Source organism: Staphylococcus microti, from assembly GCF_000934465.1.
GTDB classification, from domain to species: domain Bacteria; phylum Bacillota; class Bacilli; order Staphylococcales; family Staphylococcaceae; genus Staphylococcus; species Staphylococcus microti.
The window spans coordinates 96,496-121,373 of sequence record NZ_JXWY01000002.1 but is presented as its reverse complement, the minus strand read 5'-3'; the positions used below and the strand labels follow the sequence as shown (position 1 = coordinate 121,373).

At 40.0% G+C, this 24,878-nt stretch carries 17 protein-coding genes; 13 read left to right on the top strand and 4 right to left on the bottom strand.

Annotated elements, in window-relative coordinates; all coding sequences use genetic code 11:
- The first annotated feature begins 109 nt into the window (after positions 1 to 109).
- Together TP70_RS00700 and TP70_RS00695 are read left to right on the top strand one after the other, a co-directional pair.
- A complete protein-coding gene (locus tag TP70_RS00700) occupies positions 110 to 1,267 on the top strand; it encodes an FAD/NAD(P)-binding protein (RefSeq protein WP_044358613.1) in 1,158 nt (385 codons plus the stop codon).
- A 52-nt stretch (positions 1,268 to 1,319) separates the two neighbouring features.
- A complete protein-coding gene (locus TP70_RS00695; RefSeq protein ID WP_044358611.1) occupies positions 1,320 to 1,703 on the top strand; it encodes an NUDIX hydrolase in 384 nt (127 codons plus the stop codon).
- 70 nt (positions 1,704 to 1,773) lie between these two features.
- Here TP70_RS00695 and TP70_RS00690 read toward each other — a convergent pair whose 3' ends face one another.
- From TP70_RS00690 to TP70_RS00680, 3 genes are all read right to left on the bottom strand, one after another.
- Positions 1,774 to 2,175 (bottom strand): hypothetical protein, encoded by a 402-nt coding sequence (locus TP70_RS00690; RefSeq protein WP_044358609.1) that lies wholly within the window; start codon positions 2,173 to 2,175, stop codon positions 1,774 to 1,776.
- A gap of 425 nt (positions 2,176 to 2,600) precedes the next feature.
- Positions 2,601 to 4,628: a helix-turn-helix transcriptional regulator gene (locus TP70_RS00685; protein ID WP_044358608.1), complete on the bottom strand. Its 2,028-nt coding sequence runs from the start codon at positions 4,626 to 4,628 to the stop codon at positions 2,601 to 2,603.
- A gap of 432 nt (positions 4,629 to 5,060) precedes the next feature.
- A complete protein-coding gene (locus TP70_RS00680; protein ID WP_044358606.1) occupies positions 5,061 to 6,188 on the bottom strand; it encodes a sugar diacid recognition domain-containing protein in 1,128 nt (375 codons plus the stop codon).
- Between the two features lie 449 nt (positions 6,189 to 6,637).
- On the opposite strand from TP70_RS00680, the gene TP70_RS11725 reads away from it, so the two are divergent.
- Both TP70_RS11725 and TP70_RS00665 read left to right on the top strand, forming a co-directional pair.
- Complete coding sequence (locus TP70_RS11725; protein ID WP_052502846.1) at positions 6,638 to 13,069, top strand: YSIRK signal domain/LPXTG anchor domain surface protein; 6,432 nt, start codon at positions 6,638 to 6,640, stop codon at positions 13,067 to 13,069.
- Between the two features lie 224 nt (positions 13,070 to 13,293).
- Entirely contained in the window at positions 13,294 to 14,337 is a 1,044-nt protein-coding gene (locus TP70_RS00665; protein WP_044358605.1) for a 2,3-butanediol dehydrogenase, read from the top strand.
- 58 nt (positions 14,338 to 14,395) lie between these two features.
- Here the strand turns inward: TP70_RS00665 and TP70_RS00660 are convergent, their stop codons facing one another.
- Positions 14,396 to 15,376: a YeiH family protein gene (locus TP70_RS00660; RefSeq protein ID WP_044358603.1), complete on the bottom strand. Its 981-nt coding sequence runs from the start codon at positions 15,374 to 15,376 to the stop codon at positions 14,396 to 14,398.
- 597 nt (positions 15,377 to 15,973) lie between these two features.
- Here TP70_RS00660 and TP70_RS00655 point away from each other — a divergent pair.
- The 9 genes from TP70_RS00655 (at position 15,974) to TP70_RS00615 (ending at position 24,860) form a co-directional block, all read left to right on the top strand.
- A complete protein-coding gene (locus TP70_RS00655; protein ID WP_044358601.1) occupies positions 15,974 to 17,377 on the top strand; it encodes an anthranilate synthase component I in 1,404 nt (467 codons plus the stop codon).
- Positions 17,374 to 17,952, top strand: a complete 579-nt coding sequence (locus TP70_RS00650; RefSeq protein WP_044358599.1) for an anthranilate synthase component II — start codon at positions 17,374 to 17,376, stop codon at positions 17,950 to 17,952. Before TP70_RS00655 ends, TP70_RS00650 begins: the two co-directional genes overlap by 4 nt.
- On the top strand, positions 17,936 to 18,940 hold the full coding sequence (gene trpD / locus TP70_RS00645; RefSeq protein WP_044358598.1) for an anthranilate phosphoribosyltransferase: 1,005 nt from the start codon (positions 17,936 to 17,938) through the stop codon (positions 18,938 to 18,940). The genes TP70_RS00650 and trpD overlap by 17 nt, the downstream gene beginning before the upstream one ends.
- Positions 18,937 to 19,719, top strand: a complete 783-nt coding sequence (gene trpC / locus TP70_RS00640) for an indole-3-glycerol phosphate synthase TrpC (protein ID WP_044358597.1) — start codon at positions 18,937 to 18,939, stop codon at positions 19,717 to 19,719. Before trpD ends, trpC begins: the two co-directional genes overlap by 4 nt.
- The gene (trpF, locus tag TP70_RS00635) at positions 19,720 to 20,376 is read left to right on the top strand and encodes a phosphoribosylanthranilate isomerase (RefSeq protein WP_044358596.1); all 657 of its coding nucleotides are present in this window, start codon (positions 19,720 to 19,722) and stop codon (positions 20,374 to 20,376) included. It begins immediately after the preceding gene.
- Positions 20,348 to 21,565: a tryptophan synthase subunit beta gene (trpB, locus tag TP70_RS00630; protein WP_044358595.1), complete on the top strand. Its 1,218-nt coding sequence runs from the start codon at positions 20,348 to 20,350 to the stop codon at positions 21,563 to 21,565. Before trpF ends, trpB begins: the two co-directional genes overlap by 29 nt.
- Positions 21,558 to 22,292 (top strand): tryptophan synthase subunit alpha, encoded by a 735-nt coding sequence (gene trpA, locus TP70_RS00625; RefSeq protein ID WP_044358594.1) that lies wholly within the window; start codon positions 21,558 to 21,560, stop codon positions 22,290 to 22,292. The genes trpB and trpA overlap by 8 nt, the downstream gene beginning before the upstream one ends.
- A 267-nt stretch (positions 22,293 to 22,559) precedes the next feature.
- Positions 22,560 to 23,066, top strand: coding sequence for a hypothetical protein (locus TP70_RS00620; RefSeq protein ID WP_115301260.1), 507 nt, complete (start codon positions 22,560 to 22,562; stop codon positions 23,064 to 23,066).
- Between the two features lie 150 nt (positions 23,067 to 23,216).
- Positions 23,217 to 24,860 carry an amidohydrolase gene (locus TP70_RS00615; RefSeq protein ID WP_044358590.1) on the top strand — a complete coding sequence of 548 codons (1,644 nt, stop codon included), beginning with the start codon at positions 23,217 to 23,219 and terminating at the stop codon, positions 24,858 to 24,860.
- Positions 24,861 to 24,878: the final 18 nt, after the last annotated feature.

Below are 24,878 nucleotides of genomic sequence, written 5' to 3'. Positions count from 1 at the left end.
GTGGCTTTTTTCTATATATAGGGCTAGTCGCGGGTTCAATCTTGCAATGGAAAGGTATATCCTTTATTATAAAACGTAATTATTACGATTTATAAAGAGGAGAGATATTATGTACGAATGGCTGATTATTGGTGGCGGTGTGCATGCGACAACAATCGCATTGCAATTACGTTATTTAGGCTTACCAACCTCACAGTTAGGTATCATAGACCCACATGATACATTGATGGACAATTTCAAAATGCAGACGACTCGGCTCAGTATGCCGTATTTACGTTCCCCACTTGTACATCACTGCCATCCAGAACCATTTGATCTTAAAAAGTTTGCGAAGTGTCATCAATATGCACAAGCGATGATTGGTCAGTATCAACGTCCGAGACTTGATATGTTTTTCGACCATACGGACAATTACATTCAACAATATGATTTAGCGGCATGTCATATTCAACAAAAAGCGATTGATATTGAACGTACAAATGACTATTGGCAAGTAGTTTTGGATGATGAAAGAATACTCACAGCACGCCATGTTGTGTTAGCAATGGGGACGCACAATACACCGTTGACACCAGATATGTTTAAAGGGCAACCGGACGTCCAACATATACATCAGTCAGACTTTGATACACAACTGACTGCCTCACACATCGTTGGAAGTGGTATCTCTGCGGCACATTTAGTCATTAAGTTACTCGCTGAACAACGTGAAAAACCAATTCATTTATGGATTAAAAAACCGCTAGAAGTATTTGATTTTGATGCCGATCCAGGTTGGTTAGGGCCTAAAAATATGCGTGGTTTCCAATGTGAAAAAGATTTAACGCAACGTGCCGAGATTAACCGCAGTGAGCGTCATAAAGGTTCTATGCCGAAAGAAATGTATATGAAACTGATGCATGCAGAAAACGAAGGACGCTTAATCATTCACCAAACGGCAATAGAGGCTGTGGCAGATCATTATATTATTGCCGGTAAAGAGCGTATTCATTATGACGGCATTTATTTAGCTACAGGATTTGAATATGACCTCATGCAACAACCGCTTATTCAAACAATTGTTAACACGTATAGAGCGAAACTGACTGCAGGGTTCCCGGTCACAACACCTTCACTCGAGTGGTTACCGAATCTTTATGTGTCTGGCATGCTTGCGGATCTTGAATTAGGACCATTTGCGCGTAATATTATGGGAGGCCGCATGGCAGCACAGCGCATAGGGGAAGTATATGTACAAAGCCAAGACGCCGTTCAACAGGCGATATAACAGCAGTATGTTACACTATCTATATGAGTTTTTAAGATAGGAGGTACTTGTTGTGATACGTTGTGTATGCTTAGTAGAACGCAAAGAGGACTATTTGCGATTAGTTCAAGTTCGGAATAGAGAGAAGTTGTACTTTCCGGGTGGTAAAATTGAACAAGGAGAGTCGCTTGAAGCAGCACTGATACGTGAGTTAAAAGAGGAATTGCAGCTATCACTATCAACAGAAAAGCTTGAATACATCGGAACAGTGGTGGGACCTGCATACCCACAAAAAGATATGTTGACAGAGTTAAATGGGTTTCGTTGTCGTCGGCCGATAGATTGGGAGACGATCCAAATTAACGCTGAAATTACCGAAATAGATTGGGTGCATCTACAAGATCATCATAGAATTGCACCAGCTGTTCTCAAGTGGATTGAGAAATTTGAATACTAAATGAGAAAAAGATTGAAGGAAACGATGCACATATATGCATACGTTACTTCAGTCTTTTTAGCTATTATGATCATTTAGATTGCTCAATGCGATATAGGTTAGGGTGAAAACCAAATTTTGGTGATTCGAAGCCAATTGTATAAACTTTTACAGTTTGACCTTCACGCAATGTATCGTGAATATCGCGACTGTTAAATTTGCCGTGTAATAAAATATCACTATTTTCAATTGTCGTCTTGCCATGGTCATGTTTGACAACAATGTAACGTGTTGTTCCCGTAGAGATACCGTCATCTTTATGATACTTTTCGACGATCTTACCCTCATAGACGTGACGATTCATTTCTGGAATGACTGTCGCCATTGCTATAAACAGAATAAAAATAATGGTACCAATCACAAAGAAAGCAGTCATCGTCCAACTGCCAAGTCGATTAAATAGCGTATATATTCTATCGTTTGTTTTCTTCATATTATCGCTCCTAACAATCGTATTATAACGGAAAAGGGGGAAGTGCGGGGCGAAATATTTTTAGAAATAAAAAGTATAAAATGTAAACGGAATCAAAATAGACACAAAAAGTAACATTATTACCATCTCATTGTGCAAATGACCGAAATGTGAAGTTGTGAGCAAATTGTCAAAAATTGTTAACACATTGGTATTAAGCTATTTATCACTTTATGTTGTGTCATACATAAATTTAAAACAGCTAAAAAGTAAAATGAGGAAGAAATGGATATTTTTAGCTAATTAAATGATTTTATTGTACCAAAAATAGTTAATAGGAATAAAATAAGGTGTAAAAATCTCTTTTATTTGTCTATGCGGTCGATATGAGTCAGGACGAAGAAATCATTGGGTATCATGGGATTTCTTCGTTTCATATCGTTGTATTAGGTGTTGTAAAGTGTGACCATTGCAACAGACTTTGCGGGTATTTTCGTCACATAGGCGCCGTTATCAAAGTCATGTTCATCAACACTGAAATGTGGCGTGTTATACTGGCTCAACTTGAACTTAAGTAAGTTTGGGAAGCGGCTTTTGTCTTTGATACGCGGACAAATCATACTGTCAACAGCTCCATTTTGGCTATTCAATATTTCTGTTGAGATGAGTGTTGGCGATAGTATTTGATCTTCTTGGTGTGTGATATAGAAATCTTGATCATATGACTTTGTATTATATAGCAACACGTTATAGCTGTGTAATGACTGTGTAACGACGTAATTGTCGCCATAATAACAATGATATTTCGAAAAGTTGAGTAGCATTATTCCGAGAAAATAAAAAGTTGTTTTATTTTCAATGCTATCAAAAAGCGCGATATGGCGGTTTTGATCTGTCGATTGTGTAAAAGTAATAGATGCCCCTGCGAGATAAGGCTGACTTTTTAAAGATTCTTTCAAAAGCAAGCCAGTATTATGCAGTATTTCAGGTGTATAAAAAGCATCATAGTTCAGAAAAATCGTCTTGTGTCGCATGTTATTTTGCTCTAAAAATTGATACAGTGTCCATTGAATTTTTTTGAATGTCTCATGATTTGACTGCTGTTTATGATGATCTTTAACTTTTTGAAAATCAATGGTGTAAAAGTCTGGCTTAAGTGCAACGATATCATCATCAATCGCTTGCCTGTTCAGATAATAGTTTGTGACATCCAACGAAATCGTGATATGCATATCATAGACGTCGCGTTTAATATGCGCAACTTCTCTTGCATCAAGCATGTTTGGATCCAAGAGCAAGAGCAGCTTTTGATCGCTGGCAGGTATTAAAGGTGCGTGTTCACTTTCTAAAAAGTGGAGGTCTTCAATCGCCTTAACAATGTAGTGGTAACTTTGAATGTCTGTTAACTGCATTGCAATTGGTATTTTCGCTTGAAACAGCTTAATCAACTTGATGATAGTTGTTTGTACATGATCTGTGATGATGTTTTCAATCGGTTCGCTAATATAAATATAAGATGCAAGTTTATAATTCGCGAAATTTTTATAAAAAAAGATGGGCTCGGTCATGATTTTGTCTATATTACTAAATGAGCCGATATCTATCAGGTTGAAAAATGAAAATGGTGGTTCATTAATATAAGTGTCATTAATCAATATTGTGGTCTTTTGTTTAGCGCTGATTGGGTCTATATGTAAACGCCGTAAAGCATTTACATCTGATATCGTATTGGGTATGCGAAGTTCATAATCGTTAACTGGTAAAGATTTGTACTTTTTAGGTGTAATCCCCATATACTTTTTAAAGTTAATGATATAGTTTGTAGCACTTGGATAATGCCATAATTCAGCGACAGTTTTAACTTTTTGATCATGAATTGAAATATCTTCTAAAGACTTTGCGATTTTTAAAGAAGCTGTATAATCGTAAAAATTCATGTTCAAGTTGTGTTTGAACAGCGTTGATATGTATGATGTTGAAACATGAAATTTTTTAGATAGGATTTCTAATGTAATACGCTCACGTATATGGTTGCTTATATAGTCGATCATATGGTGTAACGTATTATCTATTGAATGTGCATAGGTGTGTGGTACTCGAGTGACTTCCTTGAGAAGATGTGTCACAAGACTTTGCGCGTGATGTGTCTGTTGTTCGCATGCTTGGTAATATTTAAACAACAAAGTTAAGTCAGCGCTTATCACATCTGGTTGCTGAATAATAAAGTCGTTATGAAAGATGTCAATGTCGAGTGTTTTGAATAGTGCACTGGGTAAGTAAAATAATAAAGCAGATTGTGTGTGGATTTCATATAAATCTGATTCGTTAATCAAATAAAGATGTTCTCCACGATATTCTAGTCCTTCCTTTTTAACGGTCGTATTTTCACTAAGAGAGAATACGAGAATCATACCGTCGAAGCAGCGAACAGGTTGCGTCATAGATGCTGTTAAATGATATATTTTTGGAAACACAGTTGTAACCTCCTCACATAATAAAAGTTATGTTCTAAAAATTTCTCCGTTTAAGTAAAAAGAGCTAAAAATTACATACATAAAACTTTATGTGTACTATTTAATTATATATACAATTTTTTTGGTTTTGTCAAAAAATAATTGAAAAATAACATTAAAGATGTCAGAAACATAAAATTAGTGACATAAGAGTAGTGGAGACAATGTGTTTAAGTTTGATGGATAAAGGCTTTTTAGGTTCTGTTGGAAGGATGAAAAGTTAAAAGAGTAAGTATGTCTATATCTTCTTAATACTATTTTTATATAAGAAATTAATAAAATGCTATATTAGGTTGTGGATGTTTGTTTTATTTAAGAAAGTCAGTTGGATACTATTGCAACAAAAAAGAAGAGGCGACAAAATGCCTCTTCTTTAAGTAGTATCATATTGAATTAACGGGTTTTGTAAAGATGTTGTGCAATACGTAATAAAACAATGCCATCTATTGTGTTAGGATCCCAACCTGTGATTTCATGTATCTTTTTAATACGGTAATTTAAAGTATTTCGATGAATAAATAAATCATTGGCCGTTTTAACGAGTTTACCATGATTTTTGAAGTAAGCTTCAACGGTTTCGTTTAGGTACTTATCGCCACCAAAGGAAACAAGTTTTTTATAATTATCGATTAATGATGCTTCCTCATCAGGAGAATGCTTTCGGATGTTTTGACAAATGATTTCGAGTTCATGGTCTTTATAAGTAAACACCCCTTCAGAACGATTCATGGATGAAACAAGCTTTCGAAGTGATTGTGCTTCATTATAAGATTGGATTAAGCCGTGGAGGCCTGTATTGAAATCGCCAATCGTTATAAGTGTACGTTCAAATGAATCTTGTGACATTGCATTTTCGATAAAGTGCTTCAACTCTTCTAAAGTCTTACCTCGATTTGAATTGGCTTTAAAAATAAAAATCCATTCTTGTGGTGTCAGTTCTAGGATGTCATCATCATGGAGCTGCCAGTCGTTTAAGATACTTTTAAGGGAACTAATTTTAGTTTTGCTCGTCGTATTAATACATATCGAAGCGACGGCAGCTTTGTGATTCAAGCCAAGGAAATCAATAATTTGTTTGCGACTATAATTATGAGTAGGTATATCTTTGTTGAATAAAACATTAGAAAGCATTTGTGTGCGTGACAAAGAACTTTTCAGTCTTGCAGAACGCTCGATTTCTTGTTCGATAATACATTCTGCAGTGACTTTAATTAAGCGTGAAGATTCACGTATTTCTTCAGGTGGGCCTGCAATGAGTAGTGCGCCGTATGTTTTCTCTTGATATTCAAAAGGCACAATAATACCAGGTGAGTTGACCTTCCAAAAATTCATGTCTTCTTCTTCAATTTCAATCGGTAAATTACGTTGAATGGAGTGCCTTGCAGCATAATGTATTTCGCCAAGTCTCTCTGAGTTTGACGTCGCAATAATTTGTCCACTTTTGTTAACAACTTGTACGTTTCTTTTAATAATTGCGGCTATTTTCTTAACCGTTTTCTGTGCCCAATGCTGATTTACCATGTCATTACTGCTCCCTCTGAAAATCCACATCGCCATTTTCTATGATGTGTCACATATAATGATTTGACTGGATCGTCCGCTTAATACATATATTTTTAAGTAATCTTAATTATTAGCTCAAAAAAATAATTTCGAATAAGACAATATATAACACACTCTAAACTTAATATAAATATGAATTATATTTCGTGCTTTTACATTGTGCATGTGAACAAAAGTACAAATTCTACATTAAAATAACACACTTCTTTTTATCACTATGACTACGCTTTTTTCTACCTGTTTCTATCAATAAGAAATATCTAATTAAAATAAATCTAAACTATTGGTATAAGTTAAAGAATCATTTAATTATAAATTGTATGTTAGTATTTGAATTGTATTGTCCAACGTAAATTATCAGTTGGAGTTAGGTTGGGCATGAAAGATTTTAGAAAAGGAGCAATGAAATGGCTAATAAAAAGACCACAAACTCAAAGCGTTTCGACTTTTTGCCAAACAAGCAAAATAAGTATTCGATTCGCAAATTCACCGTTGGAACAGCTTCTATTTTAGTAGGAGCAACATTAATTTTCGGGGCGCACAACGATGCACAAGCTGAAGAGCTAGACAAAGCAACAACAGAAGAGGCAGCAGCAACAGAAGAAGCAAATGCAGATGCTGAAAGCACAGCGACAGAAGAAGCAACTACAGAAACACCTGCAACAGAGGAAGTAGAAACACCAGCTGAGCAACCAGCAGAAGAAACTGCAACAGAGGAAGCAGACACAACAGCTGAACAACCAGCAGAAGAAACTGCAACAGAAGAAGCAGACGCATCAGCTGAACAACCAGCAGAAGAAATTGCAACAGAAGAAGCAGACACAACAGTTGAACAACCAGCAGCAGAGACTCCAACAGAAGAAGCAGATACAACAGTTGAACAACCAGCAGCAGAAACACCTGCAACAGCGGAACCGGTCACAACGACTGAAAAGCCAGCAGAAGTACCTGCGACAGATATCGCAACTGTAACAGACCAAGCGTCTGCAGCAGACTATTTAGTTGCTGAGAAAAACATTTCTGCAGAAGAAGCGAACAAAATTGCGAGCAACTTAAACGCAAACTTATCAGAAGTAACACCTGAAGCGTTACAACAAGCAATTGTTGATTATTTAGCCAATGAGCAAAATAAATATAATGTTGATGGTACATTAGCAGCGGTTCGTGAAGAAACTGCATTAACAAACGAAGATGTTGTTAATGAAACACCTGTTTCAGCTACAGCATTCCGTAGTGCAACACGCGCAGCAACAACTGATACAGCAACACGTGCGTTTGACAGTGAATTACAACAAGAAGCACAAAAAGGCGCAATCTATGCACCAGGTACTGAGGGACAAACTCAAAGCTATGCAGGTAAAGCATGGGTTTATAGAGGCGGTAACATTAACAACTTTAATGAAAAAGAGCCATTAGCAAATGCTAAAGTTTACTTACAATGGGTAAATGGTAAAGGTTTTGTATCGCCAGTTTATTACACAACAACAAACCCGGACGGTTCATATGTATTTGACCTTTCTAAAAAATTAATAGACCCAACAGGTCAAGAGCATGAGTTCAAATTAGCAGGTGATGGTAACTTAGCTGTAAGAACTTGGGTTGAAAATCCAGATCCAGAAAAATACAACGTTATTAAACACGGTGACCAAAAATATGGTTTCCATACACGTTTAAGCCGTACAAATGAATCTTGGGACTTCACAGCAGGTATTAACCGTATCGTTAACGGTCAAGTACTTGTTCAAGAAATTCCACGAGAAAACGATTGGTTAATGAAACCTCAAGATCAATGGACAACAGCGCCTCATTCAGATGGTGTATGGCCAAATGAAGGTGCTTACGGTAAAATTTCAGGTAATGTATGGTACGAAACAGGTGACCCAAGTGGTTCAGACTCTCGTGCATGGAAAAAAGACTCATGGGATGTTAACGCAACAGGCGTTAAAGTTGTCGCATCATATGTTAACGATGAAGTAACACGTCAATTTGATGCATGGAAAGAAGCTAATAAAGGTTACACTTTAGAAGACTTCAGAGCAGCACAACAAGACATTGTTACAAAATACCAAGCTGAGCATGGCGCAGGTTCTCATATTGCTGAAACAGTAGTGGGTACTGTTGAGTCAGATGGTTCATACTATATTCCGTTTAGAGGTTTATATGGTGTTAGCGCACAAAATAAAGGTGCTAGAACTTCAGATGAAGAATATGGTCAATTAGTTGCAGACGCAGACGTTAACCATAAATCATTAATGCAATGGAATGGTACGCTCGGTCAAAGACATCGTCATATCAACTCTGATTACATGTATGTAACAGCGATGATTGATGACTATGCGATCTGGAGCAACAACTATCAAAACAACATGTTTACAACTGCAGATGCAGGACGTGATATTTTCGATGCACAAATGCTAACAAGTGCTAACGGAAGCAAACAAAACTTTATCGCATTAGCACCACAACCAATGCACGATGTATTAGTATATGACTCTGTAGAGAACTATGCGATTCCTGGTGATACTGTTGAATCAAAATCAGGTGGTTTATTACCATCACGTGAATACCAAATTCAATGGTTTAAAGATGGTGTAGCAATTGGTGATCCTGTAACGAAAGTTTCGAACGTAGACGGAACAATTGGTTCAGTGCCAATTACAGTACCAGCAGACTTAGATAAGAATGCGACATACACATCAGCAATCTTCCATCCAAATGAAAAGACAACTGATTTATCAGATGCACTTGCAGTAGACTCATTCACAGCAGTAGTTGATCAAAATATCATTCATGAACCTGCATATGAAGATACAACAGCAAAAGCTGGAGAAGAAGCATCTGTAACACCAACATTCACTACAAAAGATGGTAAACCAGTTGCAAATGCGGATGTACCATTAGCAACAGAAAACGCATTCCAATTAGACCCTAATGCGACAGACGTTCCTGAAGGTGTTAAAGTTGACCCAATGACAGGTAAAATTACATTCACACCTACAAACGATCAAGTTGGTAAAGAAATCACAGTACCAGTTGTTGTAACTTACGAAGACGGTACGACTGATACAGTTCAAGCGAAATTCACTGTAACAGAAGCGACACCTGATGCGGATAAATATGATCCAAAAGCAACACCTGAAGAAGTTGAAAAAGGTGGAAAAGTTGACTTAACAGATAACGTTGACTTAACAGGCTTACCAGAAGGTACAACAGTTACAGACGTAACACCAGCTGACACAATTGATACGAATACACCTGGCGATTACACAGGTAAAGTAGAAGTAACATATCCAGATGGTTCAAAAGATACTGTTGATGTACCAGTGAAAGTGAAACCATCACAAGCGGATGAAAATACACCAGAAGTAACGACAGAAGTAGTAGACAAAGGTGGAAAAGTTGACTTAACAGATAACGTTGACTTAACGAAATTACCAGACGGCACAACAGTTACAGACGTAACACCAACTGGCACAATCGATACAAATACGCCTGGAGAATACACAGGTAAAGTAGAAGTAACGTACCCAGATGGTTCAAAAGATACTGTTGACGTACCGGTAGTTGTTAACCCATCAATGGCGGATGAAATCGATCCAGAAGTGACACCAGAAGTGGTAGAAAAAGGTGGAGACGTTGACTTAACAGACAACGTTGTAACAAAATTACCAGAAGGTTCTAAAGTTACAGATGTAACGCCAGATGGCACAATTGATACAAATACACCAGGAGAATATCCAGGTAAAGTAGAAATTACGTACCCAGACGGCTCTAAGGAAACAGTAGATGTGCCAGTAATTGTTAAAGAAACATTAACTGATGCAGATAAAAATGATCCAAAAGCGACGCCAGAAGTAGTGGAAAAAGGTGGAGACGTTGATTTAACAGATAATGTTGATACAACAGACTTACCAGAAGGTACAACAGTTAAAGATGTAACACCACCAGGAACTATTGATACAGATAAACCAGGTGATTACACTGGTCTTGTTGAAGTAACATACCCAGATGGTTCAAAAGACACTGTTGACGTACCAGTAACAGTTAAAGAAGAAGCGAAAACACAAGCGGATGAAAATGATCCAACAGTAACGCCAGAAGTAGTAGAAAAAGGCGGAGATGTTGACTTAACAGATAACGTTGATTTAACAAAATTACCGGACGGTACAACAGTTACAGACGTAACACCAACTGGCACAATTGATACGAATACACCTGGAGACTACACAGGTAAAGTAGAAGTAACATATCCAGATGGCTCAAAAGATACTGTTGACGTACCAGTAACAGTTAAAGAAGAAGCGAAAACACAAGCGGATGAAAATGATCCAACAGTAACGCCAGAAGTAGTAGAAAAAGGCGGAAAAGTTGATTTAACAGATAATGTTGACTTAACAGACTTACCAAAAGGTACAACAGTTACAGACGTAACACCAACTGGCACAATTGATACGAATACACCTGGAGACTACACAGGTAAAGTAGAAGTAACATATCCAGATGGTTCAAAAGACACTGTAGATGTACCGGTAACAGTTAAAGAAAAATTAACTGATGCAGATCAAAACGATCCAAAAGTAACACCTGAAGAAGTAGACAAAGGTGGAAAAGTTGACTTAACAGATAATGTTGACTTAACAGACTTACCAGAAGGTACAACAGTTACAGACGTAACACCAGCTGGCACAATTGATACAGACAAACCAGGTGACTACACAGGTAAAGTAGAAGTAACATACCCAGATGGTTCAAAAGATACTGTTGACGTACCGGTTAAAGTTAACCCATCACAAGCGGATGAAAACGATCCTGAAGTAACACCAGAAGTGGTAGAAAAAGGACAAGATGTTGACTTAACAGACAACGTTGACTTAACAAAATTACCAGACGGTACGAAAGTTACAGACGTAACACCAACTGGCACAATTGATACAAACACACCAGGAGACTATACAGGTAAAGTAGAAATTACTTACCCAGATGGCTCTAAAGAAACAGTTGACGTACCAGTAACAGTTAAAGAAAAATTAACTGACGCAGATCAAAACGATCCGAAAGTAACACCTGAAGAAGTAGAAAAAGGTGGAGACGTTGATTTAACAGACAATGTTGACTTAACAGACTTACCAGAAGGTACAAAAGTTGTAGACGTAACACCAGAAGGCACAATTGATACAGATAAACCAGGAGATTACACTGGTGTAGTAGAAGTTGTATACCCAGACGGTTCAAAAGATACAGTAGAAGTACCGGTTAAAGTTCAAGACACTGTAGCGCCAGACGCACCAACAGTGACAAATCCACAACCAGGAGACAAAGTAATCACAGGTACAGCTGAACCAAACGGAACAGTGGATGTAACATTACCAAATGGCGATGTGATCAAAGACGTACCAGTGAACGCAGACGGTGAATACACAGTAGACGTACCAGAAGGCGTAGACCTTAAAGAAGGCGATAAAGTTACAGTTGTAGCGAAAGATGACAGCGGTAACGTATCAGACCCAACAGAAGGTACAGTAACAGATACAGTAGCACCAGACGCACCAACAGTGACAAATCCACAACCAGGTGACAAAGTGATTACAGGTACAGCTGAACCAAACGGAACAGTGGATGTAACATTACCAAATGGCGATGTAATCAAAGACGTACCAGTAGATGCAGAAGGTAACTACAAAGTAGACGTACCAGAAGGTGTAGACCTTAAAGAAGGCGACAAAGTTACAGTTGTAGCGAAAGACGACAACGGTAATACGTCAACACCAACAGAAGGTAAAGTAACAGATACAGTAGCACCAGATGCACCAACGATTACAAACCCACAACCAGGAGACAAAGTAATCACAGGTACAGCTGAACCAAACGGAACAGTAGATGTAACATTACCAAACGGCGATGTGATCAAAGATGTACCAGTAGACGAAAATGGAAACTGGAAAGTGGATGTACCAGAAGGTGTAGACCTTAAAGAAGGCGACAAAGTTACAGTTGTAGCGAAAGACGGCAACGGTAACACATCAACACCAACAGAAGGTAAAGTAACAGATACAGTAGCACCAGATGCACCAACTGTAAACCCTGTTAAACCGGGCGATAAAGTGGTAACTGGTAAAGGTGAACCAGGTTCAACAATCACTGTTAAGTTCCCAGATGGTAAAGAAGGAACAGCAACAGTAGATAAAGACGGTAACTGGACTGTTAAAGTACCAGATGGCACAGTAATCAAACCAGGTGACGAATTAGATGTGACTGCAACTGACGAAGCAGGTAACAAATCTGACGTTACAAAAGTGAAAGTACCAGATACTGACAAAGATACAGTTGCACCAGACCAACCAACAGTGAACCCTGTTAACCCAGGTGATAAAACTGTAACTGGTAAAGGTGAGCCAGGTTCAACAATCACTGTTAAGTTCCCAGATGGTAAAGAAGGAACAACAACAGTAGATAAAGATGGCAACTGGACTGTTAAAGTACCAGATGGCACAGTCATCAAAGCGGGCGATAAATTAATCGTGACAGCTACTGATGAAGCAGGTAACACTTCTGAACCAACAGTCGTTATTGTTAAAGGTAAAGACAATGGTATGACTGGTATGGATAAAGGTGATAAAGCGAACGACATGGGTAACATGGACAACGCTTCTAACACTGACAAAGCAATGAAAGATGATATGAAAGCATCTAAAGACATGAACAATAAAGGCAAAGAAATGAAAGAATTACCAGATACTGGTAACGAATCAACAAATGCGCCATTGTTCGGTAGCTTAATTGCAGCACTTGGTTCATTATTCTTATTCGGCAGACGTCGTAAAGAAAAAGAAGAAAAATAATAAACGCTAACACGTTTATGAACAGGACTCGGGCATAGCTCGGGTCCTTTTTTAATTTCTTTCTAGTGCGCAGAATCGTGTTATACTTGAGATAATCCGAAAGATAAAATATATTTTCACAATCTATATATAAATATTAAATAATTGTGAAAACGAGTCTAATTCCTTGAAAATATTTCTGAAAAGTCATAACATTAAGGTGTTAATAAAAGGAGGTTACACCTATGAAAGCAGCAGTATGGTATGGTCAAAAAGATGTACGCGTTGAGGAAAGAGCACCTAAGACATTAAAGGACAATGAAGTAAAGGTAAAAGTAACTTGGGCAGGTATTTGTGGGACAGACTTACATGAATACTTAGAAGGACCTATCTTTATTTCGACAGATCAACCAGATCCATTTCTAGGGCAAACAGCACCTGTAACACTAGGACACGAATTTGCGGGTGTCGTTGAAGAAGTTGGTGCAGATGTAACGAAATTCAAAAAAGGCGACCGTGTCGTTGTAAACCCAACCGTATCACACGGTATTAAAGAAGAAAATATTGATTTATATGATGGCTATTCATTTATCGGTTTAGGCGCAGATGGTGGCTTTGCGGAGTTTGCGAATGCACCTGAGGGCAATGTTTACAAACTACCAGACAATGTATCAGATAAAGAAGGTGCGTTAGTCGAACCAACAGCGGTTGCAGTACAATCAATCAAAGAAGGAGAAGTACTCTTTGGTGACACAGTTGCGGTATTTGGTGCAGGTCCAATCGGCTTATTAACAGTGATTGCCGCAAAAGCAGCGGGTGCAAGTAAAATCTTTGTATTCGACTTACCTGAAGAAAGATTAGCAAAAGCGAAAGAACTTGGTGCAACATTCGCAGTGAATTCTGGTAAGGAAGATCCGAAAGAAGTAATTGCGCAACATACAAACGGCGGTGTAGATGTAACATTTGAAGTAGCAGGTGTCGCATCAACACTTGAAGCATCAATTGATGTCACAAGACCACGTGGTACAGTTGTAATCGTATCTATCTTCGGTCATCCTGTTGAATGGCACCCAATGCAATTAACAAATACAGGCGTTAAGTTAACATCAACAATTGCATACACACCGACAACATTCCAACAAACAATCGACTTGATTAATGAAGGTAATTTAGATGTTAAAGGTGTTATTACAGATGAAATTGAATTAGAAGACATTGTCGAAGCAGGTTTTGAACAACTTGTGAATGACAAATCTCAAGCGAAAATTCTTGTGAAATTACAAGGTTAATCTATATGCTTATAAAAATGCCCCTCATGACATAATGCCGTGAGGGGTTAATTTCGTTCTATGGAAGCATATATGTTAAGACGATTAAGCTGACAATCGTTAAACCAATCCAAAGTGTAAGTCCGAATAAAATAGGTTTAAAGCCAGCTTGTTTAAAGTGACGGAATTTGACAGTTAAGCCGACACCTGCCAATGCAATCGTAATTAAGAAGTGTGCGAGCTGGCGAAACACAGCAATTATTGTATCAGAGAAGTTGAAAATAGAACTGATCGCTGCAGCGACTAAAAACCATAAAATAAATTTTGGAATCGCTTGATACCATGGCTTGCGTGATTGTTCGGATGTTGTTTGTTGTTTTGCCATCCATAAAGCAAGGCCTAGTGTAATAGGAATGATAAACAGTGTGCGTGTCAGTTTGACAATCGTTGCAACTTCTAACGCTTGTTGCCCGTATACAGCACTGGCTGCAACCACACTGGATGTATCGTTGATCGCTGTTCCAGCGAAAAAGCCAAAAGTTTCTTCACTCATATGAAATAAATGACCGAGTGGTGGGAAAACAATGACGCCGACAAGGTTAAAAAGAAATACAGTGGATAAACTCAAGGCAATCACGTCTTCTTTTGCTTTAATAACTGGACTTGTGGCTGCAATGGCAGAACCACCGCAAATAGAGGTACCAACGCCGATTAAAATGCCAAGTGATGTCTCTATTTTTAATAATTTAATGAGTAATAGACTCATAATGATACAAAATAGTAACGTGATGATGAGAATAGGTAATGATTTTAAGCCGACAGTACCAATCGCATGGAAGCTTAACGTGAAACCGAGTGCGATAATACTGTAATGCAAGATTTTTTTACTACTATATTGAATGCCTGGTCTATATGAAGCTGGCACAGTCATAAGGTTATTGATAAGCATGCCAATCACAATGGCAAACACAGCACTTCCGACGATAGGAAAGAAATGCCCCGCACCTGTTGCAATCAGAGCAATACTAATGGTTAATAGGAGTCCTTTAAGATGTGACATAGATACACCCCTTTTTAATGTGTTAGCTCAAGTATAAGCGTCTCTAAATGGTTGTGCAATATACGAAAGAAACAATAAAATAAGGTTATTTTGTAAAAAGTGTTGACACGTTTATCAAAGGTCTGTATAGTGAGAATTATCAAAAAATTAATGCGATTGATAAGTAGTGTTTGCGACGTGTAGCATATAGAAAACTAACGGTTGATGCAAGTTAGTACACCGCAAAGATGAATTGGGCAGTCGTTGAGTACAACAAAATGAACGATGTCAAAGTGAACATGCTCGTCATGTTAATTAAGGTGGCACCACGGTAACGCGTCCTTAACAATGCGTTTCTTGTGGTGTTTTTTGTTTATGTCGTAAATAACTGTGAGGATAAAGGGAGTAGTCGTCAGTGACGGTAGTGTCAGAAAGTGAACGGTCGATGTGAGTTCACACCAGCTGATGATGAAATGGGTTTGTCTGGAAGCAGCCAATTGTATAAGTATTTGAGTGGGTAGCTAAATAGCTATCAAATGAGGTGGTACCGCGTGTGAACGTCCTTTTATAGGGTGTGACATGCGGTTTTTATTTTGTACTGAGGAAGGGATGATAAAGATGGAAGTCTATTATCGTGTGATAGATGCGCCGGTGAATCCGGAGACGTTAGCGCGTCATAAGCAGCATAAAATTTTATTTGAAAGTGCGACAACGAAACAAACGAAAGGACGTTATTCGATTTTAGCATTTGATGTGTACGGCGAAATAATTTTGACTGACAGCGCATTAACAGTAAAGACGCCACAACAGACGGAAGTGATTGAGACGCAACCTCTCGAAGCATTGAAAGCGCGTGTTGCCGACACAAAGGTGTCCATTGATGATGAACAGCTTGAAGGATTACCGTTTGTATCAGGTTTTATGGGGGCGTTTAGTTTTGATTTTGTAAGACACGCGTATCCGATTTTACAACAATATCCGATTAAAGGATCAGGTGAAGATGTGCATCTTTACATGGTAGAGCAAGTGTACGTGTTTGATCATTTTAAAGAATGTGTCTATGTCGTTGCGACAAATTTATTTTCAGGTGTATCAAAGGAAGTATTACAACAACGTGTCATGCAAATGATTGATGAGTTTCAATACGTTGAGTTGTTTGAAACGCCATTGACAGAGCAGTTACCTGCGAAACAGATTACGACGTCTGTAGATGATGAAACGTTCAAACAATACGTGTCAGACTTCAAAAATTATATTTGCCAAGGCGATATGTTCCAAGCGGTGCCATCACGTATTTATCGCTATGAACATCATTTTGGTAAGTCACGAGATGCTTATACATTCCGCTTGTTTCAACGACTGAAACGTAACAATCCAAGCCCGTACTTGTTTTACGTCAATATGGGCGAAGATGTTTTAGTGGGCAGTTCACCAGAAAGTTTTGTGAAAGTGAAAGGTTTAGAAGTTATGACCAATCCGATTGCCGGCACGATTCGTCGAGGACAAGATGAACGAGAAGATGTCCAGCTGGCTGAAACACTGTTAAGTGATGAAAAAGAATTGAGTGAACATCGCATGCTTGTTGATTTAGGACGCAATGATATTTTAAGAATTGCTGAACCGGGATCACTCAAAATTCCAAAATTGATGACGATTGAACGTTATGAACATGTTATGCACATTGTGAGCGAAGTGACAGGACGTTTGCCAGAAGATTACTCACCGATTGATGTTATTGCGAGCTTGTTACCGACAGGCACTGTATCAGGCGCACCGAAGCTTCGAGCGATTCAGCGTATTTACGAACAACAACCGATTCGACGAGGCGTATACAGTGGCGGTGTCGGCTACATTAACTGCAACCATGACTTAGATTTAGCGCTCGCGATTCGTACAATGGTGATTGATGAGACGCACGTTCATGTAGAAGCAGGTTGTGGCGTTGTATATGATTCCGTACCTGAAAAAGAGTTAGAAGAGACACGATTAAAAGCAAAAAGTTTGTTGGAGGTGGAACTATGATACTTGTCATTGATAACTATGATTCCTTTACATATAATCTTGTCGATCTGTTGCGTGCACACGATACGGTAGAAGTCATTTATCCCGATGACCCACATGTTTTGGACTATGAACCGTCTGCAGTCGTGTTGTCGCCGGGGCCCGGACATCCGAACGATAATGATTGGTTGCGACGTATTATTGATTACTATCAAGACTTACCGATTTTAGGGATATGTCTTGGGGCACAAGCATTATATCACTACTATGGTGGCGTCGTTGATGTGGGGGAACGCATTGTACATGGCAAAATTGATCAGCTTAAGTTTGAAGCACCATCGACATCGTATAAAGATATATCAGAACATTCTGATATTATGCGGTATCATTCACTCGTATGCGTGCGTGAGACGTTACCAGCAGACTTGATTGTGACAGGAAGTACAAGTGATTGTATTCAATCGTTTGAACATCGTGAAAAACCGCATTACGGCATACAGTACCATCCTGAGTCATTTGCGAGTCCGGACGTCGCACAGATTGTCACAAACTTTATAAATGAGATTGGAGGGGTAACAGATGACGTTACTCAATGATTTGATGCATTATCGCAATTTAAATACAGCACAAATACAACAATTTACAGAGACTTTATTATCAGAAACCGTCGATTTATCAGAAAAGCTGACGCTACTTATAGCATTCACAATGAAAGGGACGACGGCAGATGAACTTTATGACTTGAGCCAAGCGTTGATCCAAACGATGTATCCTAAACAACCGCAGTTACCCGGTAGTCTGTGTGTTTGTGGTACGGGTGGCGATGGTTCGAATAGCTTTAACATTTCAACAACAGTTGCATTTGTGGTTGCTGCTGCAGGTGCGAAAGTCGTGAAACACGGTAATAAAAGTGTGACATCACAGTCAGGGAGTGTCGATATTTTACAAGCATTAGAGGTTCCGACGACACAAGTAGTAGACGTTGCACAACAAGTGTCGGCAAAAAATTTAGCGTTTCTTAATGCGACGGATACATACCCGATTATGCGTCATCTACAACCTGTCCGTCAGCAATTACCTGTTCCAACGGTATTCAACTTGCTAGGACCTTTAATTAATCCATTTGCATTGGACTATCAAGTGATGGGCGTGTATGACAAAACAAAAATGACGGATATTGCACATGCGTTACACAAACTTGGACGTCAACGTGCACTCGTTGTGCATGGAGCAAACGGTATGGATGAAGCGACGTTATCTGGCGACAATACGATTGTTGAAGTGAATCAAGCGACAGGTATTCGTACGTATACATTGAATGCACAAGATGTGGGCTTACGTTTTGCCAAAGATACGGCGTTGGTTGGTGGTACACCGGAACAAAATAAAGTGATTACGCTCGGCATTTTAAAAGGGGATGATGTGTCGTGTCGCCGAGATGTCGTGTTGTTAAATGCAGGATTGGCACTGTATGCGTCAGAACGTGCGGATACAATTGAAGCGGGTGTTGCGCTGGCACGACAAACGATTGATGAAGGGCGTGCTTACGAACAATATTTGACGAGTAGGAGTGTGGAGGTATGACGATATTAGATGAGATAGTCGCGTATAAACAAACGTTGTTAGCGTCAGGATATTATGATGACTTACTGAATCAATTGCCTAAAGTGTCTGTCGAGCACAAACCGACTTTACAAGCATTAATCGAGAAAGATACGCACGTTGCGGTAATTGCGGAAGTGAAATCGAAAAGTCCATCGGTGTCAGATATTCCGGTGCGTGACTTGGAAACGCAAGTAGCATCATATACTGAAGCAGGTGCATCAGCGATTTCTATTTTGACAGATGAAAAATATTTTGGTGGTAGTTTTGAGCGTTTAGTTTCATTAACACAACAAACAACGTTACCTGTTTTATGTAAAGATTTTATGATTAGTAAAAAACAAATTGATGTTGCGTATCATGCAGGGGCATCTATTATTTTATTAATCGTGAATATATTATCAGATGCTCAGTTGAAAGACTTGTATGATTACGCACGACAAAAAGGCTTAGAAGTATTGGTTGAAGTACATGATGAAGTAGAGCTAGCCCGTGCGTTGCGTATACAACCGACTTTTATCGGCGTGAACAATCGAGATTTACGGACGTTTAAAACCGACGTTCAACACACGCTTAATATTTTAAAAAGGCATACAGCAGGGGTGCATTATATTTCAGAAAGTGGGATTCGAACAGCCGAAGATGTAGAAAAGTTAGCACCAGTAGGTATTGATGGCGTACTCGTTGGCGAGACGTTAATGAAAGCAGACAATGTCACAGAGACGTTAACACAATTGCGAGTGGCTAAGGAGGAACGCTAAATGTACGTGAAGTATTGCGGGTTTACACGGGTACAAGATGTGCGATATGCGTGTACGTGTGATGTAGACGCGATTGGTTTCGTCATGTACCCGCCGAGTGCACGTTCTGTGGATGTGGCAACGGTCAAACGATTGTCTGCTGATGTCCCAGATCATATTGACCGTGTAGCAGTGACAGTGAACATGCCATTATGTATGATTCAGCAACTTGTTAAACAGACACGAATCAATACACTGCAACTTCATGGCGATGAGTCGACGACATATATTCAAAAGTTGCGTGAGCTATTGCCACATATTCAAATTTTTAAAGCGCTCAAAGGCGATGACACCATTGCCCAACAAGTCGCAAAGTATGCACCGTATGTGGATCGATTATTAATTGATACCCCATCGCATGCATATGGCGGTGTAGGGGCGACGTTTGATTGGCGTTTGCTCGAAAGCATCCCGTTAGAAAAAGTACTGATTGCCGGTGGTTTGAACGCAGAGATGCTACCGATACTTTTGTCGCAACGCCCAAATATTGCAGGCGTAGATATTGCGAGTGGTATTGAAGATGAAACGAAAGGGCAGAAGTCCCCAAACAAAATGACAACAATCCAACATATTTTAGGAGGCATTTATCATGACAAAGATACAATTACATGCAGATGAACAAGGATTTTTCGGACGTTATGGCGGACGTTACGTTCCAGAAACGCTGATGCCAGCCATTTTAGAATTAAAGGCAGCATATGATGAAGCGAAGCAAGATGAAGCGTTTCAAGCGGAATATCATCGCTATTTAAAAGAATATGTCGGACGTGAATCGCCATTAACGTATGCCGCATCGTTAACAGAACAGCTAGGTGGTGCGAAGATTTATTTAAAACGTGAAGATTTGAACCATACGGGTGCACATAAAATTAATAATGCCTTAGGACAAGCATTACTCGCAAAGCGTATGGGTAAGAAAAAGCTTGTCGCAGAAACGGGTGCGGGTCAGCACGGTGTTGCGAGTGCCACAGTGGCTGCGTTGTTTGATATGGAATTGGTCGTGTTTATGGGCGAAGAAGATATTAAACGTCAACAGTTGAATGTTTTTCGTATGGAACTGTTAGGGGCGAAAGTTGTATCAGTGACGGACGGTCAAGGAACACTGTCGGATGCGGTAAACAAGGCGTTACAATACTGGGTCGCACATGTAGATGACACGCACTACTTGCTCGGTTCAGCACTCGGACCGGATCCATTCCCAACGATGGTGCGCGATTTCCAACGTGTCATTGGCGATGAAATTAAAACAGCCGTGCAAGCACGTGAAGGGCGCTTACCAGACGCTGTCGTTGCTTGTATCGGTGGCGGTTCTAATGCGATTGGGACGTTCTATCCATTTATAGAAGATGAAAGTGTGAAGTTATATGGTGTTGAAGCAGCTGGAGAAGGTGCGGATACGAATCGACATGCACTGGCATTAAACTGTGGCGATGTCGGTGTGTTGCACGGCGCTAAAATGTATCTTATTCAAGATGAAAACAATCAAATTGCCCAAGCCCATTCGATTTCAGCAGGACTGGATTATCCGGGTGTTGGACCGGAACATAGTTACTATCATGATATTGGTCGTGTGGATTACGTCACAGCAACGGATGACGAAGCGATGCAAGCGCTGATTCGTTTTTCTCGAGCGGAAGGCATTATTCCAGCGATTGAAAGTGCACATGCGATCAGTTATGTAGAAAAGCTTGCGCCACAAATGGCAAAAGATGACATTATCGTTGTGACAGTGTCTGGACGTGGCGACAAAGATATGGAGACGATTAGAACGTATATGAATGAACAAGGCGGTGAAGCACATGCGTAAACAATTTGTCGCATACATTATGGGCAATCAAAACTTTATTGAAAACTTAAAAACGCTCGAACGTACAGGTGCAGATTTTGTAGAAATTGGTATTCCATTTTCAGATCCAGTAGCAGATGGCCCGGTGATTATGGCAGCGGGGCAACGTGCGATTCAACAAGGCATGACTGCAAAACGTATTTTAGATACATTGAAAGCGGAACAACACGATTTGAAAGTGAACTATTTGTTGATGACGTATATGCATACGATTGAAGCGTATGGCGAAGCGGACTTTATGCGAGAGGCAGAAGCGGCAGGCGTATATGGCTTGATTATTCCTGATATGCCAGCTGAATATATTGAAGCGATGAAAGCACGTTATCCTGAGCGCCAACTCAAACTCATTTCATTAATTGCGATGACGGCAGATGCATCACGAATTGAACGTATTGCCCGTCAGGCAGAAGGCTTTATTTACACCGTTACGATGAACCAAATTACCGGACAAAATGGCGAATTTCATCCGGAACTCCGTGAAAAACTCGCATTGATTCGACAAAGTAGTGATGTACCGGTATTTACAGGCTTTGGCATTCGTACAGCAGAACAAGTGCAACAATTAGCCACATTCGCAGACGGTATTATTATCGGCAGCGAAATTGTGCGACGTTTTGAATCAGAACCGCAAGATGAGACGGAAAACTATTTAGTAGGCATTCGTCAGGCGTTGGATGATGTGAAATAGCGTGAAATGTAGGGAAACGATCTATTTGAGAAGGTCGTTTCTCTTTTTATTTAACAAAGTAATTTGGAATGAAAGCGCTTTTATTTTATGATTAAGAGTAAGAACAATTAAAAAGTGCGGTTATAAAGGAGAGATTGTATTGCGCTTAAATCATAAGATTGTATCAGGGATCCTTATTTTATTTCTAACGCTGTCTAGGGGCTGGGACATAGGAAAAATTTTTTAAATAAGTAAGCAAATATTTGTAAATGGCAGTAGGTGTCTGAAGTGAAAATGCGTTTTAAAAAACTTTTTCCACTTCTAGTCACCCTTGCCGGGGCGGGACGACGAAAGCTTTTTGTAAAAATGAGCTTTCTGTCCCGCTCCCTGCCTACAGAAGAAGTGAATCGTATACAAAAACTATTGAATTATGATGGGACAAGGGCATATTTTTACTTTGGTGTCTTAATCTTGTTAGTGTTCATTGCAGCGTGTTTTGTATATTACTTTGTGTCTAGCTTTTTACGCATTTTATCGAATAGATGGTTCCGTATAAAAAATGTGACAGTAGTGAATAATCTATTTTTTATCACGTTAGGTTTTTCTATCTTAACGCATGATTTAATGGGTGGCTGGCTCATTATTTTTAATCCGGCTATGGTTCTAGGCGTACTCTGTATGGCTACATTTCTATGGAAAAAGCAAAGTAGGCTGACTCTGAATGATTTAAGTTATTTGGCTTGTCTTTATATGTTTTTAGTACTGATGAATATCGTATTATGGATTGTTTTTTAATAGGAGTAGGACAGAAAGTTTATTGTGATCAAAGATTTCTGTCCTGCTCCTAAAGTTTTGTGCCCCCTCAAAATATGGGGAAGTGATGATTGGACTGGCACCTTGAGTGAAATACTTTTAGAATGAACAGTAACTAAATGGGGTGATGTGATGAAAGAGCTCAAACGACTTGTGAATGCAAAGATGATTGATATGACGAAAGAACAAGCGCCGTATCTCGGAACGATTGAAATGGAGGACGGGAAAATTTTACGTATTGTGCGACAGGATACATTTGTTGAGACGACGGGACAAGACGATGTATTAAATGTGCAAGGGCATTATGTAATTCCTGGCATGATTGATACACATAGCCATATTTTAATGGGCAGTGTGCAAACGCCTTTTCCATCGTGTGACAGCTATGATTCTATTGAGGCACTCGTCGTGTCAATACGTGCGCGTTTGTCAGAAATTACTTTAACACCAAATGGCTGGTTAAAAATCGTGGGGTATACAGCGGAACAATTCACAGAACAACGTCATCCCACACGTCATGACTTGGATCAAATCAGTCGGGATATACCGATTTTATTAGAACATGCGTCGTTTCATGCAGTTGTTTTGAACACGGCTGGCTTGGAACGTGTCGGTATTGGCTTAACAGATGACGACCCACCACAAGCCTTCTACACCCGTGACGTGTCGGGCGCGCTGACGGGTCATATTTGTGACTTTTATTCGATACCGAGTGCCAAACGTCATTCCCCGCAACTCGCCCCCGAGTCCATTGCGTCCGCTCTTGCCCAAGGCGTCGCCAGCTACTTGCGCGCGGGTGTCACAGAGCTGAGCGAGCTCAACGTCGGTGGCCTGTATGGCAAGAGCGAAGTCGACGGGGTGTGTCACTTCTTGGCGACCCCACAGAAGATACGCAGCCGATGGACGTTGCAAGCCGACACTTTGAATGCCTATCCTGCGTATCGCACAACGACACATGACGACTGGGCGCTACGCTTTCGCCAGCATTCAAAAGGCATGGCAACGGCCAATGGTGTGAAGTTCTTCGCCGATGGGACGATGAACTTGCGAACGGCTGCGCTCTCGAGCGCCTACGCTGATGGACGTCAGGCGCCTAACCCGGTTCTATCGTCAGATGAGATGTATCGTCAGTTTGTTGATTTTCAACAACGTGGGTTTCATCTCATCACGCATGCGATAGGCGATGTCGCAATACAGCGTACATTGGAGGCGTATATTGCGACGGCTCGCTATCGCACTGCCAACCGTGTGTGTCGAAATCGTATCGAACACTTACACACGGTCACGCCAACGCAACTGCAATTGATGTCGAAATATGACGTTGGTGGCTCGTTTTTCACGAATCAAATTTCAGTGACGGGTGACTTGTTGCGCACGACGTTACTGGGTGCAGAACGTGCGCAACAGGTGTTTCCGACCGCCACGGCGCGTGCATGTGGTGTCTGTTACACATTGCACGCGGACGCACCGGTGACGCCGATAGCACCGTTGCACTTGATGCATCACGCATGTGAACGACGCACAAGTGCAGGCGTGCAGCTAGGCGCATCAGAGTGTTTGTCGCGTTATGATGCGTTAGCTGCGGTGACGTGTGACGCGGCAGCGTTGAACGGTGTACCAGGTGACCAAGGTGTGATTCGACCTGGGGCACTTGCGGACTTTGTCTGTTTGTCTGATAATCCGCTTGATCTGGATGTGTCTTTGTTGGATATAGATGTGCTGCAAACGATTGTGGCGGGAAAAGTTGTTTATACGCTACAAGGCGACGTATTATAAGTCTCAATCACTTTGTCT